General features: G+C 75.6%; 16 protein-coding genes and 1 pseudogene. 5 read left to right on the forward strand and 12 right to left on the reverse strand.

The genetic code is table 11. The annotated features are described in order from the left end of the window. Nucleotides 1–4 precede the first annotated feature (4 nt). The 9 genes from mtrA to ACI8AF_RS08115 all read right to left on the reverse strand — a co-directional run bounded on the left by mtrA (nucleotide 5) and on the right by ACI8AF_RS08115 (nucleotide 9,761). A complete protein-coding gene (gene mtrA, locus ACI8AF_RS08075; RefSeq protein ID WP_456539170.1) occupies nucleotides 5–721 on the reverse strand; it encodes an MtrAB system response regulator MtrA in 717 nt (238 codons plus the stop codon). A gap of 107 nt (nucleotides 722–828) precedes the next feature. Next, nucleotides 829–2,313: an adenosylhomocysteinase gene (ahcY, locus tag ACI8AF_RS08080; RefSeq protein WP_456539171.1), complete on the reverse strand. Its 1,485-nt coding sequence runs from the start codon at nucleotides 2,311–2,313 to the stop codon at nucleotides 829–831. A 178-nt stretch (nucleotides 2,314–2,491) separates the two neighbouring features. After that, nucleotides 2,492–3,670 carry a mannose-6-phosphate isomerase, class I gene (gene manA, locus ACI8AF_RS08085; RefSeq protein WP_456539172.1) on the reverse strand — a complete coding sequence of 393 codons (1,179 nt, stop codon included), beginning with the start codon at nucleotides 3,668–3,670 and terminating at the stop codon, nucleotides 2,492–2,494. Between the two features lie 74 nt (nucleotides 3,671–3,744). Continuing rightward, nucleotides 3,745–5,463 carry a glycerol-3-phosphate dehydrogenase/oxidase gene (locus ACI8AF_RS08090; protein WP_456539173.1) on the reverse strand — a complete coding sequence of 573 codons (1,719 nt, stop codon included), beginning with the start codon at nucleotides 5,461–5,463 and terminating at the stop codon, nucleotides 3,745–3,747. Between the two features lie 60 nt (nucleotides 5,464–5,523). Continuing rightward, entirely contained in the window at nucleotides 5,524–6,591 is a 1,068-nt protein-coding gene (locus ACI8AF_RS08095) for a DUF808 domain-containing protein (protein WP_456539174.1), read from the reverse strand. Between the two features lie 58 nt (nucleotides 6,592–6,649). Then, nucleotides 6,650–7,792, reverse strand: a complete 1,143-nt coding sequence (locus ACI8AF_RS08100; protein ID WP_456539175.1) for an SIS domain-containing protein — start codon at nucleotides 7,790–7,792, stop codon at nucleotides 6,650–6,652. Next, the gene (locus ACI8AF_RS08105) at nucleotides 7,789–7,971 is read right to left on the reverse strand and encodes a Trm112 family protein (RefSeq protein WP_456539176.1); all 183 of its coding nucleotides are present in this window, start codon (nucleotides 7,969–7,971) and stop codon (nucleotides 7,789–7,791) included. Before ACI8AF_RS08105 ends, ACI8AF_RS08100 begins: the two co-directional genes overlap by 4 nt. Then, nucleotides 7,968–9,332, reverse strand: a complete 1,365-nt coding sequence (locus ACI8AF_RS08110) for a phosphomannomutase/phosphoglucomutase (RefSeq protein ID WP_456539177.1) — start codon at nucleotides 9,330–9,332, stop codon at nucleotides 7,968–7,970. Before ACI8AF_RS08110 ends, ACI8AF_RS08105 begins: the two co-directional genes overlap by 4 nt. Nucleotides 9,333–9,410: 78 nt before the next feature. Further along, entirely contained in the window at nucleotides 9,411–9,761 is a 351-nt protein-coding gene (locus tag ACI8AF_RS08115) for a DUF3499 domain-containing protein (protein WP_448627028.1), read from the reverse strand. A gap of 100 nt (nucleotides 9,762–9,861) precedes the next feature. Here ACI8AF_RS08115 and ACI8AF_RS08120 point away from each other — a divergent pair. The 3 genes and pseudogenes from ACI8AF_RS08120 to ACI8AF_RS08130 form a co-directional block, all read left to right on the forward strand. Further along, a pseudogene (locus ACI8AF_RS08120) lies at nucleotides 9,862–10,104 on the forward strand (KR domain-containing protein); the annotation flags it as partial. 244 nt (nucleotides 10,105–10,348) lie between these two features. After that, nucleotides 10,349–10,513 (forward strand): hypothetical protein, encoded by a 165-nt coding sequence (locus ACI8AF_RS08125; protein WP_456539222.1) that lies wholly within the window; start codon nucleotides 10,349–10,351, stop codon nucleotides 10,511–10,513. Nucleotides 10,514–10,545: 32 nt separating this feature from the next. Beyond that, nucleotides 10,546–11,004, forward strand: coding sequence for a metallopeptidase family protein (locus ACI8AF_RS08130; RefSeq protein WP_456539178.1), 459 nt, complete (start codon nucleotides 10,546–10,548; stop codon nucleotides 11,002–11,004). Here the strand turns inward: ACI8AF_RS08130 and ACI8AF_RS08135 are convergent. Further along, nucleotides 11,001–11,882, reverse strand: coding sequence for a phosphotransferase (locus ACI8AF_RS08135; RefSeq protein ID WP_456539179.1), 882 nt, complete (start codon nucleotides 11,880–11,882; stop codon nucleotides 11,001–11,003). The two genes, ACI8AF_RS08130 and ACI8AF_RS08135, sit on opposite strands and share 4 nt — an antisense overlap. Before the next feature lie 68 nt (nucleotides 11,883–11,950). Here ACI8AF_RS08135 and ACI8AF_RS08140 point away from each other — a divergent pair, with 68 nt between their 5' ends. Together ACI8AF_RS08140 and ACI8AF_RS08145 are read left to right on the forward strand one after the other, a co-directional pair. After that, nucleotides 11,951–12,907 (forward strand): hypothetical protein, encoded by a 957-nt coding sequence (locus tag ACI8AF_RS08140; RefSeq protein ID WP_456539180.1) that lies wholly within the window; start codon nucleotides 11,951–11,953, stop codon nucleotides 12,905–12,907. Between the two features lie 342 nt (nucleotides 12,908–13,249). Then, nucleotides 13,250–13,489, forward strand: coding sequence for a hypothetical protein (locus tag ACI8AF_RS08145; RefSeq protein WP_456539181.1), 240 nt, complete (start codon nucleotides 13,250–13,252; stop codon nucleotides 13,487–13,489). A 24-nt stretch (nucleotides 13,490–13,513) separates the two neighbouring features. On the opposite strand, the gene ACI8AF_RS08150 is transcribed toward ACI8AF_RS08145, so the two are convergent. Together ACI8AF_RS08150 and ACI8AF_RS08155 are read right to left on the reverse strand one after the other, a co-directional pair. Then, on the reverse strand, nucleotides 13,514–14,389 hold the full coding sequence (locus ACI8AF_RS08150) for a hypothetical protein (RefSeq protein ID WP_456539182.1): 876 nt from the start codon (nucleotides 14,387–14,389) through the stop codon (nucleotides 13,514–13,516). Nucleotides 14,390–14,455: 66 nt separating this feature from the next. After that, complete coding sequence (locus tag ACI8AF_RS08155; RefSeq protein ID WP_456539183.1) at nucleotides 14,456–14,803, reverse strand: WhiB family transcriptional regulator; 348 nt, start codon at nucleotides 14,801–14,803, stop codon at nucleotides 14,456–14,458. Nucleotides 14,804–14,871: the final 68 nt, after the last annotated feature.

A 14,871-nucleotide genomic window follows, 5' to 3' on the forward strand; every position in this document is an offset into this window, starting at 1 on the left:
GGCATCACGGCGGGCCGGCCTTGTAGCCGACCCCCCTCACCGTCAGCACGACCTCGGGCTTCTCCGGGTCCTTCTCGATCTTGGCCCGCAGCCGCTGCACGTGGACGTTGACCAGCCGGGTGTCGGCGGCGTGCCGGTAGCCCCACACCTGCTCGAGCAGCAGCTCCCGGGTGAAGACCTGGCGCGGCTTGCGGGCGAGCGCGACGAGCAGGTCGAACTCCAGCGGGGTGAGCGGGATCGGCACCCCGCCGCGGGTCACCTGGTGGGCCGGGACGTCGATCTGGACGTCGCCGATCGAGAGGTTCTCCGCCTGCCCGGTCTCGCCGCGGCGGAGCTGAGCGCGGACGCGGGCGACGAGCTCGACCGGCTTGAACGGCTTGGTCACGTAGTCGTCGGCGCCGGCCTCCAGGCCCTGGACGACGTCGATGGTGTCGCCCTTGGCGGTGAGCATCACGATCGGCACCGTCGACTGCTGCCGGATGTCCTGGCAGATCTGCAGGCCGTTGCGGCCGGGAAGCATCAGGTCCAGCAGGACGATGTCGGGCCGGGTCTGCTGGAAGACGCCGACGGCGCGGTTGCCGTCGGAGACGAACGCCGGTTCGTAACCCTCGCGGCGGAGGACGATCCCGAGCATCTCGGCGAGGGCGGCGTCGTCGTCGACGACCAGGACACGGCCTCGGCTCGGCCCGTTCTGCGGAGCGGTGGGTGGCACGGCGCCCATTCTGCGCTGTCCAGCGCGGAAGACGACGCCACCCGCCCGTGAGACACACGGGCGGGTGGCGGCGCAGCCCTGGTGAGGGACTGGGACGGCCCCGTCGGGGCCCTTCCTCAGTAGCGGTAGTGGTCCGACTTGTACGGGCCCTCGACCGGGACGCCGATGTAGTCGGCCTGCACCTTGGTGAGCTCGGTCAGCTTCACGCCGAGCGAGCCCAGGTGCAGCCGGGCGACCTTCTCGTCGAGGACCTTGGGCAGGACGGCGACGCCGGGCGTCCTGCCCTCGTAGGCGGCGCGGTTGCCCCACAGCTCGATCTGGGCGAGCACCTGGTTGGAGAACGAGGCGCTCATGACGAAGCTGGGGTGCCCGGTGGCGTTGCCCAGGTTCAGCAGCCGGCCCTCGGAGAGCACGATGATCGTGTGGCCGTCGGCGAAGCGCCACTCGTCGACCTGGGGCTTGATCGTGGTCCGGGTGATGCCCGGGGTCCGCGCGAGACCGGCCATGTCGATCTCGTTGTCGAAGTGCCCGATGTTGCCGATGATCGCCTGGTGCTTGGTCCGACCGAGCTGCTCGGCGGTGATGATGTCCTTGTTGCCGGTCGCCGTGATGATGATGTCGGCCTTGCCGATCACCTCGTCGAGCGTGGTGACCTCGTAGCCGTGCATCGCGGCCTGCAGCGCGTTGATCGGGTCGATCTCGGTGACGATGACACGGGCGCCCTGGCCGCGCAGCGACTCCGCGCACCCCTTGCCGACGTCGCCGTAGCCGCAGACGACGGCGACCTTGCCGCCGATCATCACGTCGGTGGCGCGGTTGATGCCGTCGATGAGCGAGTGCCGGCAGCCGTAGAGGTTGTCGAACTTGCTCTTGGTCACCGAGTCGTTGACGTTGATCGCCGGGAACAGCAGCCGGCCGTCGCGGGCCAGCTCGTAGAGCCGCATGACGCCGGTGGTGGTCTCCTCGGTGACGCCCTTGATGCCCTGCCCGATGCGGGTCCAGTACTGACCGTCGGCGGCCAGGCTGCCGCGCAGGACGTCGAGGATGACGGCGTACTCCTCCGAGTCGGCCTCGGTGGTGTCCGGGACGACGCCGTCGGCCTCGAAGCGGGTGCCCAGGTGCACCAGCAGGGTGGCGTCGCCGCCGTCGTCCAGGAGCATGTTCGGGCCGACGACGTCCCCGTTCTCGTCGCGGAACTCGAACAGCCGCTGGGTGCACCACCAGTACTCCTCCAGCGTCTCGCCCTTCCAGGCGAACACGGGGACACCGGCGGGCTGCTCGGGCGTGCCGTCGCCGACGACGATCGCCGCGGCGGCGTGGTCCTGGGTGGAGAAGATGTTGCAGCTGACCCAGCGGACGTCGGCGCCCAGCGCCGTCAGCGTCTCGATGAGGACGGCGGTCTGCACGGTCATGTGCAGCGAGCCGGCGATGCGGGCGCCGGCCAGCGGCTGCTCGTCGCCGTACTCGGCCCGCAGGGCCATCAGGCCGGGCATCTCGTGCTCGGCGAGGGAGATCTCCTTGCGGCCGAAGCCGGCGAGGGAGAGGTCGGCGACCTTGAAGTCGCCGTCGGTCAGTACACGGGTGCCAGTGCTGGCGGTCATGTCGCTCCAGGGAACGGCCCGGCCCACGGCGGCCAGGCATCGGTCGGTCGCTTGCGTGGAGGCGAGCATGCCGAGGCTTCGGCGGGGCTCGTGCCGGGAGCCAGGATACCGGCATCCGGGCGCCGGTCGAGCGGGCCGGACCCATCCGTCACAGTCGACCCGGAGGTGACGGGCCCGGTCAGGTCAGCGCGGTCGTGGCCCGGTACAGCACGGCCGGGCCCGAGGCGTCCACCGGGCGGCCGGCGGGGACGAACGCCGACTGCCCCTTGCCCAGGACCAGCTCCTCGCCGTCGCCCGAGCGGAGGACGGCGGTGCCCTCGGTGCACAGCAGCAGCTGCGGGCCGGCGGTGGTGAGCGCGCCGGTACCCACGTCGAGCTGGACCCGGGTGAGGTCGAAGTCCTCGACCGGCACGGGGTAGCGCAGCCCGCCCGGCCCGAGGACCGGGTGGATGACCGGGATGCGGCCGTCGGTGAAGTCGAGCACCTCGATGAGCGCGGCCAGGTCGACGTGCTTGCTGGTCAGCCCGCCGCGCAGCACGTTGTCGGAGCTGGCCATGACCTCGATGCCGGCACCGGACAGGTAGGCGTGCAGGTTGCCCGCGGGCAGGAACACCGCCTCGCCGGGGGCGAGCTTGAGGTGGTTGCACATCAGCGAGATGACGACGCCGGCGTCACCGGGGTAGGACTCGGCCAGCGACGCCGCCCACCGGTAGGTGTTGATGAACTCCGGGTCGTGCGCCGCGACGAACGCGAGCGCCTTCTCCGCCACGGCCGTCACCAGGGAGTTGCGGCGCTTCTCCGAGAGGGCCAGCAGCTGCGGGATCGCCGTCCGCAGCCCACCCCGCGCCAGCGCGGCGATCGTGGGCTTGAGCTCGGGCAGCTGCAGCTTGGCAAGGCAGTGCAGCGACTCCTCGACCGGGCGGAAGCCGCACAGCGCCTCGAACGTCGTCAGGGCCAGCAGCAGCTCGGGCTTGTGGTAGGGGTCCTTGAAGGTGCGGGTCGGGTCGTCCTTGGGGACGCCGGCGGCCTCCTCGGCGGCGTACCCCGCCGCGGCCTGCTCCGGCGTCGGGTGCGCCTGCAGTGACAGCGGGGCCTCGGCGGCGAGCACCTTCAGCAGGAACGGCAGCCGGGGACCGAACCGCTCGACCACGGCGCCGCCCAGCAGCGGCCGCGGCTCGGCGGCGATCGCCTTGTCCAGGGGGACGCCGCTGGACAGCACGCTCGGGTCGTCGGGATGGGCGCCCATCCACAGCTCCGCGTGCGGCTCGTCGGCCGGGGACGGCTGCCCCAGCAGCTCGGGGATCACCGTCCGGGAGCCCCAGGGGTAGTGCCGCACGGTGTTGGTCAGCTGCCACATCGGTCCCGAGGGTAGCGGCGGCCCGGCCGGCGGGGAGGCCGCTCTCACCCTGGCGGGGCGGGTCGTCGCAGGGGTCACACCGCCGACGCGCGGACGTCCGGCGCGCCCAGCCGGGCGGCGTCGGCGGTGCGGTCGTCGGGCATCCGCTGCGACTCCCGCTCGGCGGCCACCCGCGCCGCGTAGTGCTCGACCTCCCGCGCCCGCTGCGCGGCGTCCCAGCCCAGCGGGCCCGCCACCAGGTCGGCGACGTCCTCGGCCGACTCCACGCCGCGGTGCGCCGTCTCGATCGACACGCGGGTGCGCCGGGTGAGGACGTCGTCGAGGTGCAGCGCGCCCTCGGCCGTGGCGGCGTGCACGACCTCGGCGGCGAGGTGGTCCGGTGCCCCGGCGAGCGGCCGGCCGAGGCCGGGGTCGGCGCGCACCAGGGCCAGCACGTCGTCGACCCGGTCCCCGTGCCGGCGCAGCAGCCGGCCCACGGCCTCCTCGGTCAGGCCCGTGGCCGCGGCCAGGCGGGGCGCCGAGTCGCGGACGGCGGCCCACCGGTGCGCCCCGACCAGCGGCAGGTGCGCCGTCCGCGAGCCGGGCACCCCGGGCAGCGCGGCGACCGCGGCGTCGACGGCGTCCTGCGCCATCACGCGGTAGGTCGTGTACTTGCCGCCCGCGACGAGCACCAGGCCGGGCACCGGCGTGACGACGGCGTGCTCGCGGGAGAGCCGGCTGGTCTGGTCGGCCTCCCCCGCCAGCAGCGGCCGCAGCCCGGCGTACACCCCGACGACGTCCTCCGCGGTGAGCGGCCGGGTGAGGACCCGGTTGACCTGGCCCAGCAGGTACTCGATGTCGGCGCTGCTGGCCGCCGGGTGGGCCCGGTCGAGCCGCCACGGGGTGTCGGTGGTGCCGACGATCCAGTGCCGCCCCCACGGGATGACGAACAGCACGCTGGTCGGGGTGCGCAGGATCAGCCCGGCGTCGTGCCCGGCGATCGCCTCCCGCGGCACGACCAGGTGCACGCCCTTGGAGGCGCGCACCCGCAGGCTGGGCGCCTCGACGCCGAGCATCGCGCCGACGTCGTCGCTCCACACCCCGGTCGCGGCGATGACGCTGCGCGCCCGGACCTCGAACGCCGACCCGTCGGTGAGGTCGGCGACGCGCACGCCGACCACCGCTCCCCCACCGCCGGCGCGCAGCAGCCCGGTCACCCGCGCGCTGGACAGCACCCGGGCGCCGTAGCCGGCGGCGGTGCGGACGACGGCCAGCGTGTGCCGGGCGTCGTCGACCTGGGCGTCCCAGTAGCGGATCGCGCCGTGGACGACGTCGCCGCGCAGCGCCGGGAACGCCTCGAGGGTGGCCCGCCGCGACAGGTGCCGGTGGGTGGGGATGCCGCGGTCGGCGGCCAGGGCCGCCCCCAGGAGGTCGTAGAGCGCGACACCGGCGCCGTAGTAGGCGCGCTGCCAGACCGGGGCGGTGAGCGGCAGCAGGAACGGCAGCGGCGTGACCAGGTGCGGGGCGATCGTCCGCACCAGCCGGGCCCGCTCGTGCAGGGCCTCGTGCACCAGCGGGAAGGCGAACTGCTCCAGGTAGCGCAGCCCGCCGTGGACGAGCTTGCTCGACCGGCTGGAGGTGCCCGCGGCCCAGTCCCGCGCCTCGAGCAGCGCGACCGACAACCCGCGGCTGGCCGCGTCGAGGGCGGCGCCGGCGCCGGTCACGCCGCCGCCGATCACGACGACGTCGACGACCTCCCGCGGCAGCCGCGCCCGGTCCGCCCGCCGCCGGGCGGGCGAGAGCTCGGTGCGCACGCCCACGACTGTCCCCCCGCTGCCGACGCCTGGACGGTGGACCCGGTCACACCTGCGGTCTCAGCGGGTCTCGGGCTCCCCGCCCGGGCCCGCCCCGCTGGCGTGGGCCCCGCTGGCGCGGCTCCCGTCGGCGGGTGCGCCGTCCGCGTGGTGCTCGTCCGTGTGCGGCTTCCCGGCGTGCCCCGCCTCGCCGGTGTGCTTCTTCCGCCGGTGCCAGGTCAGGGAGCCGATGAGCACGATCAGCCCGCCGACGACCAGCCCCAGGACGGCGCTGCCCAGCGTGTTGACCAGCCACCCCACGAGCCCGCCGAGCGCCCCGGTGGCCTCGTGCGCGGCCTCCTCCAGGTGGTGCACGGTGTCGTACAGGACGTGCAGGCCCAGCTCGTCGGAGCCCACCAGCAGGATGTGCCCGCCGACCCACAGCATCGCCGCGATGCCGACCACGGTGAGGACGGCGAGGAGCTTCGGCATGCCCCGGACCAGGCCGCGCCCGAGCGCGGCGACGGCCTTGCCCGGGCGCTCGGACAGGTTCAGCCCGACGTCGTCCATCTTCACGATCAGGCCGACGACGCCGTAGACGAGGACCGTGATGCCGAGCGCGACGACGACCAGGATGAACAGCCGCGACAGGAACGGCTCGTCGGCCACCTCGTTCAGCGAGATCACCATGATCTCGGCCGAGAGGATGAAGTCGGTGCGCACGGCGCCGGACACGATCGTGTCCTCGTCCGGCGCCGCCTGCTCCTCCGCGCCGTGGCCGCCGTGGTGCCCGCCGCCGAACTTCTCCCACACCTTCTCGGCGCCCTCGTAGCAGAGGTAGGCGCCGCCGAGCATGAGGATCGGGGTGAGCAGGAAGGGCAGGAACTGGCTGAGCAGCATGATCGCCGGGAGGATGATCAGCAGCTTGTTGCGCAGCGACCCGACGGCGATGCGCCGGATGATCGGCAGCTCGCGCTCGGCGGCCAGACCGTGGACGTACTGCGGCGTGACGGCGGTGTCGTCGACGACGACACCGGCCGCCTTCACGCTGGCGCGCCCGGCGGCGGCGCCGATGTCGTCGACGGAGGCCGCGGCCGCGCGGGCCAGCGTCGCCACGTCGTCGAGGAGCGCGGCAAGTCCACCTGCCATGGAAGGTCCTCCCGGTCGGGTCAGCCGTCGGACGCCGTCGGCCCGGGCATCGCAGCGGTCACCTCGATAGGTTCCGCTCGTTGTCCAGCGCCAGCGCCAGGTAAACGGAGCTGAAGTCGGCCACGGCGAGTTGCCGCGCCAGCCGCGGCAGGCGGGGGAACCGCTCGGGCTCCCCGTGCTCGGCGAGCCCGCTCGCGGGGACGTTGTGCGCGGCCGCGGTCCGCAGCACCTCGTTCACCGCCTCGCCCGCCGACCGCGGGTCCCGCTCCCCGCCGTCGTGCGCGGCGGCCTCCGGGTCGCGGATGGTGAGCAGCCGCAGCCGGCGACCGGTGTCCTCCGCGCGGTCGCGGAAGAAGTCGTCCTCTGCGTCGGACGTGGTCAGCGGCCCGCCCAGGACGGCGTTGGCGGCCACCCGCTGGTCGGGCAGCCGGAAGGTGGTCGCCGGCAGCCCGGCCAGCGTGGCCAGCTGGTCGGCGACGCGGACCGCCGCCGCGCCGGCCAGCGGCCCCTCGGCGGCGATGACCGGGAGGGCGTCCAGCAGCTCCAGCGCGAGGGTCTTCGCCGGGTTGACGAACGACTCCTGCGCCGGGCCGCACTCGGTGGCGATGTCGTCGAGGGCGGTGGCGACGGCGTCGACGTCGGCGGTCGCCGCGGAGAGCAGCTCCAGGTCGACGGCGAGGCGCAGCAGCGGGGTGAGCAGCGACCACAGCGTGGTGTGCCGCACGCGGCTGCGCGGCAGCGCGACGTACGGGGCGCGGGCGGTGGAGCACGCGCCCTGCAGCGGCGCGTCCTCGGCGCCGATGCCGACCAGCGCCACCCCGCGGCGGGCGGCGTCGTAGGCCGGCGCGACCGCGTACTGGCCGGCGCCGGTCCGGGTGGCGACGACGGCGATGTCGGCCGGTCCGGTCCACACCGGCAGCGCCGGGCCGGGGACGACGTCGACCGTGACGGGGCTCGACGGGCCGAGCAGGGCACGGAGCACGCCGGCCGCGACGGCGCCCTCGCGGCGGGCGACGATGACCAGCCCGCGCGGCCGGCCGCCGGCGGTGACCCGGTCGAGCCCGGCCTCCTCGGTCAGCCGTGCGGTCTCCCGCACCTGCGCGCCGGCACCGGCGACGGCGGGCAGCAGCCCGCGCGGGTCGCGGGCGCGGAGCACCTCGAGGTCGTCGAGGACCTCCTCGGCGAGCTCGGGGTGGGTCACGTCTGCCGCGCCTCGTCCAGCAGCAGCACCGGGATGCCGTCGCGGACGGGGAAGGCGCGCCGGCAGGTGGGGCACACCAGCTCGCCGGCCGCCTCGTCGACGGTCAGCCGCGTGTGGTGGGTGTCCGGGCAGGCCAGGATCTCCAGCAGGACGGGGTCGAGCCCTAGCGGCCCGCTCATGACCGCACCAGCCCGAGGACGCGGTCGCGCAGCTCGGCCATCCGCGCCTCGTCGGGTGCCTCCACGTTCAGCCGCAGCAGCGGTTCGGTGTTGCTCGCCCGCAGGTTGAACCAGGCACCGTCGGGCAGCGTGACGGTGAGCCCGTCGAGCTCGTCGACCCCGGCGCCGTCCTCCGCCTCGAACTCCTTGCGGACGGCGGCGGTGCGCTCGGCGGCGTCGGCCACGGTGGAGTTGATCTCCCCGGAGGCGGCGTAGCGGGAGTAGGCGGCGGCCAGCTGCGACAGCGGCCGGCTCTGCTCCCCCAGCGCGGCGAGCACGTGCATGGCGGCCAGCATGCCGGTGTCGGCCCGCCAGAAGTCGCGGAAGTAGTAGTGCGCCGAGTGCTCGCCGCCGAAGACGGCGTCGGTGCGGGCCATCTCGGCCTTGATGAAGGAGTGCCCCACCCGGGTGCGCACCGGCTCGCCGCCGTGCTCGCGGACGATCTCCGGCACCGCCCGGGAGGTGATCAGGTTGTGGATGATCGTCGTCCCCCGGCCCTTGGCCAGCTCGCGGACGGCGACCAGCGCGGTGATCGCCGAGGGGCTGACCGCCTCGCCCCGCTCGTCGACGACGAAGACGCGGTCGGCGTCGCCGTCGAAGGCCAGGCCGATGTCGGCGGCGTGCTCGCGGACCGCGGCCTGCAGGTCGACCAGGTTGGCCGGGTCGAGCGGGTTGGCCTCGTGGTTGGGGAAGGAGCCGTCGAGCTCGAAGTAGAGCGGGACGATCTCCAGCGGCAGGCCCTCCAGCACGACCGGCACGGTGTGCCCGCCCATGCCGTTGCCCGCGTCGACGACGACCTTCAGCGGCCGGACGGTGGAGAGGTCGACCAGCGACCGCAGGTGGGCGGCGTACTCGTGCAGCACGTCGCGCGGGGTCACCGAGCCGACCCGGTCGGGCACGCGCTCGTAGCCGTCCCGCTCGGCCATCTCGCGGATCTGCACGAGCCCCGACTCCTGCCCGATGGGGGCGGCGCCGGCGCGGCACATCTTGATGCCGTTGTACTGCGCGGGGTTGTGGCTGGCGGTGAACATCGCGCCCGGGAGGTCCAGCGAGCCGGCGGCGAAGTAGAGCAGGTCGGTGGACCCGAGGCCGGCCTCGACCACGTCGAGGCCCCGGCTGATCACACCCTCGGCGAAGGCCCGGGACAGCGGCACCGACGACTCGCGCATGTCGTGGGCGGTGACGACGGCGGTGGCCCCGCTCTCACCGTGGACGAACTCGGCGAACGCCGCGCCCAGCGCGCGGGCGACGTCCTCGTCCCACTCGCCGGGGACGACACCGCGGACGTCGTAGGCCTTGACCACCGCCGAGAGATCGCGCACGGGCAAACACTAAAGGACCCGCCGAGCAGGCGCGGGCAGGCGCCAGCGCCGACGGGCGCGGCCTGCGACGTCAGCCGGTCAGCTGAGGTCGGGCAGGACGCGCAGGTGACCGCGGCGGGTGCCGCTGCCGTCGTCGGCAGGGTTCCGCGGCGGTTCCGGGCGAGCGGCCTCCCGGACCGCGTCGGCGAGCGCCAGCAGGTCGTCGCCGGTCGGGCCGGAGTCCTCGACGTCGATCTCGTGGCGCACGACCTCCCAGCCGCGCGGCACGGTCAGCCGCTCGGCGTGGAACTCGCACAGGTCGTAGCTGTGCGGCTCGGAGAACGTCGCCAACGGGCCCACGACGGCGGTCGACTCCGCGTAGACGTAGGTCAGGGTCGCCGCTGCCGGTTGCGCGCAGCCGCTGCGCGAGCAGCGACGTGACTGCCTCACCACCGGTTCCTCACGCTGGGCACAGTAACGCCGCCCGCGCGGACTTCGCAGCAGGCGCACCGTGAAAGTGGCAGGGCTGCACATCCTGCACGATGACCCCATGGGCATCCACACCGGTCCGGTGCTGCTGCCGGGCGGCCGCAGCGAGATCGGGACCGCCCTGGTCGAGCGGCTGGTCGGCTGCGGTGCGGGCACCGTGGTCCTGGCCGCGCGGCGGGCCGCGGAGCTGGACGAGGAGGAGGCCCGCCTGCGCCGCGCGGGCGCCACCGCCGTGCACCGCGTGGAGTTCGACGCCGACGACCTCGACCGGCACGCCGCCGTCCTCGCCGAGGTGGAGGAGCGCGTCGGGGTGCCGGCGACGGTCGTGCTCGCCTTCGTCGTCCTGGGCGACCAGGCCGCGGCCGAGCGCGAGGTCGTCCTCTCGTCGGTGGCCGGGGTCCGGGTGCGGCGGGCCAACTACGTCTTCGGCGCAGGCCTCGGCCGGGCTCGACGGGTTCGCCTCCGGGCTCGCCGACGCCCTGCACGGTTCGGGCGTGTCGCTGGTGCTCGTGCGCCCGGGCTTCGTGATCGGGCGGATGACGCGGGGCATGCGACCCGCGCCGTTCCCGACCACGCCGGCGGAGGTGGCCGACGCGGTCGTGGCGGCGCTCGGGCGGGGGCGCACGACGGTGTGGGTCGCGGCCGTCCTGCGGCCGGTCCGGTCCGGCATGCGGCTGCTGCCGCGCGCGCTCTGGCGGCGTCTGCCCCGCTGAGCGGGTGACACCGCCGTACGCTCGCACCCGTCATGACCCGTCCGCCCCGCCGTTCCCGACGCGACCGCCACGGTCGCGGCCTGCGGGGACGGCTGGTGCCCGACGGCGTCCCGCTGGCCCGCAGCCGGGCCGAGCGGTTCGACGACCTCGTGCTCGACGCGGTCGAGGACCTCGAGCGCCGGTGGGAGCGCGAGCTCGCCGGGGTGGAGTTCGCCGTCGAGGACGTCCCGTGGGTGGACCACACCAGCCCGGACGAGGTGGTCCTCGACCCGGACGTGCTCGAGGACGGCAGCGTGCCGCTGGCGCGGGTGCTGCCCGGCCACCGGGAGAACGGTCGCGAGGTGCCGCCGCGGATCATCGTCTACCGACGGCCGCTGGAGATCCGCGCGCACGACCGGGACGACCTGGCCGACCTCGTGCGCGACGTCGTCGTCGACCAGGTGGCGGTGCTGCTGGGCCGCGACCCGGAGGAGATCGACCCGACCGGCTAAGCCGTCGCGCTGCCGAGGTCCCGGGCGATGCGGCGCGCCTCGGCCAGGCGGCCGCGGGCGAAAGCGGCGTCGAGGCCGTCGCCGCGGTCGGGGCGGGTCAGCCGGGCGACGAACTGCTCCAGCGCCACCGCGTGCCAGAGCAGGCCGACGTCGGGCTCCTCCCACCCCGCCGTGCGGTCGAGGATGACGTCGGCGACGGTGCGGCGGTCCTCGGCGTCGGGGGTGGTCGCCCAGAGCGTCAGCAGGTCGCGGTGGCGGGGGCCGGGGCACACGCCCGACCACTCGAGGACCACCACGCGATCGCGGTCCTCGTCCAGGACGGCGTTGGCGGCCCGGAAGTCGCCGTGGCTGACCTCCGACAGCGGGAGCTGGCGCGCCGCGGCCCGGACCGCCCGCAGCTCCCCCAGCCGCACCCCGCCGCGCACCAGCCGGCCGGTGTCCTCCACCGACGCCCGGGCGCGGCCGATGGCCGGGCCGCGCGGCGGCGACCAGGGCTCACCGGGCGGTGCGGGCAGCGGGGCGATGCGCACGGCGGCCTCGATCGCGGCGGCGGTCCACCGCGGGCCGCCGACCGGCGCGCCGTGCACCCGCGCGGAGACCAGCCACCGGCCGTCGTCGTTGGCCGCCAGCGTGGCCGGCACACCGACGTCCCGCTCCTCGGCCCAGCGGCGGCCCCGCAGTTCGGCGCGCAGCCGCAGCCGGCCGCTCTCGGTGACCGCGAGGTCGACGACCCGGTCTGCGAGCACGCCCTGCACGACGCCGAGCCGCGCGGCGAGGTCGGTGGCCGACAGCAGGGGCTGGTCCACGCCCAGTTCGGACAGGAGCGCCGCGATGCGTGCGCGGGCCCCCTCGTCGGCCGGTCGTCGCGCGTCGCTCATCGCCGCGATCCTGGCACGCCGGCGCGGAGCCGGCGGGTCGGCGACCCCGTCCTGCGATGCTGGGCGGGATGGACGTCTCCGCCGCGGCTGCCGGGCCGTCGCTCGCGCTCGGCATCGCGGTGGCCGTCGGGGTGCTCGCGCTGGCGGTCGCCGTGGCGCTGGTGGTCACCTGGCGGCGCCCGGGCGGCTCCGCGGGGCGCGGGGACCGGCCCCCGCCGCCCGGTGTGTTCCCGGACGACGACCTGCCCGCCTTCCGCGAGCACCCGCCCGGCTTCCCCGGCCCCCGTCCGCCCGGCGCGACGGACCAGCGGCGGACGGCGGTCGGGCCGGCCACCCCTGGGACCAACCCGGTCCGCGCCCTCGCCGTGCTGGCGCTGGTCGCCCTCCTGCTGATCGCGGCCGCGGCCGCGGTGGCCGCGGCCACCGGCGACGGGCCCCCCGACCCCGAGCCGGGGTCGGCGGGCACCTCGGGAGCCGCCGCGTCCCCCACGACGAGCGCGCAGGCCACCCCCTCGGAGCCCGGCGAGCTGGCCGCGCTCTCGGTGCCGCTCGGGGCCGACGGCACGGCGGCGCGGCTCGTGTTCGGGACCGTCGTCCTGGCCCGGCACGAGGTGGGCATCACGGTGTCGAGGCCGGCCCTCAGCGTCACGGTGGCCGGCGACGGGACCGCGCTGGCCCACGTGCTGCTGCCGACGTGGAACTGCATGACCGACCGGCCGCCCGCCGACCCGGCGGCGGCGGGCTGCCGCGCCTCGGTCGTCGAGGAGGCCGACCTGCCGACCCCGGCCCTGGTCGTGGTGCGGTCCGGCGACGAGCTGCAGCTGTCGGGCCGGTTCCCCACCTACACCCGGCCGTCCGGGGGGCCGCCGGTCTTCACGGCCCGGGTGTACGCGCTCGACGTCGTGGTCCGTCCGGACGACGCCGACGCGGAGGGCTGGACCGCGGCGTCGGGCGAGCTCTCGACAGGGGGCAGCCGGGTGCCGGCCGTGGACGACGCCACGCTCAGCACCGTCCTCGCCCGCTGACCGTCGCCGCTGGTCAGCGGCTCGGAATTGTCGTACCTGCTCCGTAGCTTGGGGTCGTGCCGCGGGTCTCCGGTTCCTCGACGTTCGGGGGGGGTGCTGATCGACTGGTTCGTCGACCAGCCGGCCCCCTCGCGCGGGTGCCGGTGGAGTGGATGACCCAGGAGCAGGTCGCCGCCGAGCTGCAGCGGCTGGTCCGCCGCGGGGAGGGCCTGGACCCGCCGCCGGCGGTGGACCGGCACGACCCCACCCCCGCCCAGCGCCGGTTCGTGTCCACCCGGGACCGCGGCTGCCGCTGGCCGCTCTGCCCGCACCGCGCCGGCTGGGGCCGACCACGACCACGTCGTGCCGCACGCCGCCGGCGGGCCGACCGCCTGCGCCGACCTGTGCCGCCTGTGCCGCTCCCACCACCGGCTCAGGACCTTCACCCAGGGCTGGACCTTCGTCCTCGACCCGGACGGCACCCTGCACGTGACCACCCCGACCGGCATCACCCGGATCACCCACCCGCCGGGCATGCGCCGACGACCACCCCGGCCCCAACCACCGCCGGACGAGCCCGACGACGACCCACCACCGTTCTGACCGCGAGGAGAGCCGTGCCGCAGCTCAGCCGCGCCGGGTCGGCAGGAGCTCCGCCAGTGCCCGCGGGAGTCTCGGTGGCCAGGCTGTCCAGGGCAGTTGCGGGCGCGGTCCGCCGATCGCGCTGAGCGAGACCAGGGGCGCGCCCATCTCCCGCGGCAGCGCGTCGGGCGCGGCGACACCCCGCCAGGGCCAGCGGTCGGCACCGTCGAGCAGCGTGAGGAGCGCGGCGCGCGGGCGCTCCGGTCCCCCCACCACGGCCAGCTCCAGCTGGCCGATGGCCGCGTGCACGCGGCTCGTGGTGCGGACGAAGGTGCGCGCGCGCCGGTCCCGTTCGCCGGCGAGCAGGGCGGGCAGCGCCCGTTCGAGCACGCGGGCGTCGGTCGTCCGGTGCACCGGGCCGAGCCGGTCGAGGGCGTCCACCAGCCGCTCGGTGCGGCCGCTGCCGAACGTGGCGGACGGGATGCGGGCAGCGAGCGCCGCGGTCGTGGGGCAGCCGAGCGGGAGACCGGCCAGCCGCAGCGTCCAGGGCCGGCGCAGCGAGCCGAGCAGGTCGACCACGCCGGCCGCGAGGAGGTCGGCAGCCGCGGGGTCGGCGGCGAGCAGGCGGAAGGGCGGCCGACCCTCGGGAGCCGGGGTGGCCGGGCCGTCGCCGAGCAGCGTCGCCTGCACGACCGGGCCCCGGGACCGCAGCCCCAGCAGGGCCAGGGCGGCGGGGCGGCCCTGGCGGTGCGGCTCGACCACGACCGCCACCGGCTTCGACCAGGACGAGGCGGTCGTGAGGACGGCGGTCAGCCACGGGCCGCGGGCCGGCACCGGCGCGCGCAGGCGGGCCATCAGCGGCGCGGCGGCGCGGACCTCCCGGACCACCCGGGCCCGACCGCTCACGACCCGGGTGAACACGCCCTCATACGACCACAGCCGCCGACTCCCGGGAGTCGGCGGCTGCGGCGGAGGACAGCGGTGCGCTCACACGGCGCGGCGGCGGAGGCGGCGCCGCTCGCGCTCGGACAGACCGCCCCAGATGCCGAAGCGCTCGTCGTTCGCCAGCGCGTACTCGAGGCACTCGGCCTTGACCTCGCAGCCGGTGCAGATCTTCTTCGCCTCGCGGGTGGAGCCGCCCTTCTCGGGGAAGAAGGCCTCCGGGTCGGTCTCGGCGCACAGCGCCCGCTCCTGCCACGACTGCGCGTCGGCCTCCAGGCCGATGCCCAGCAGCCCGGCGATGCCCTGCCCACCCAGCGGCCCCGCGACGCCGTGGTCCGACCCCAGGCCGAATCGGTCAACCGACCGCTCGGACGCCCCCATGTAGTCGCTCAACCACGACACCTCCGCCATGACGATGCGTCCCCTCTCGCTCTCGTCCCGGTGCGCGTTCTCCGAGACGT

This window comes from Blastococcus sp. SYSU D00669 (genome assembly GCF_054050715.1).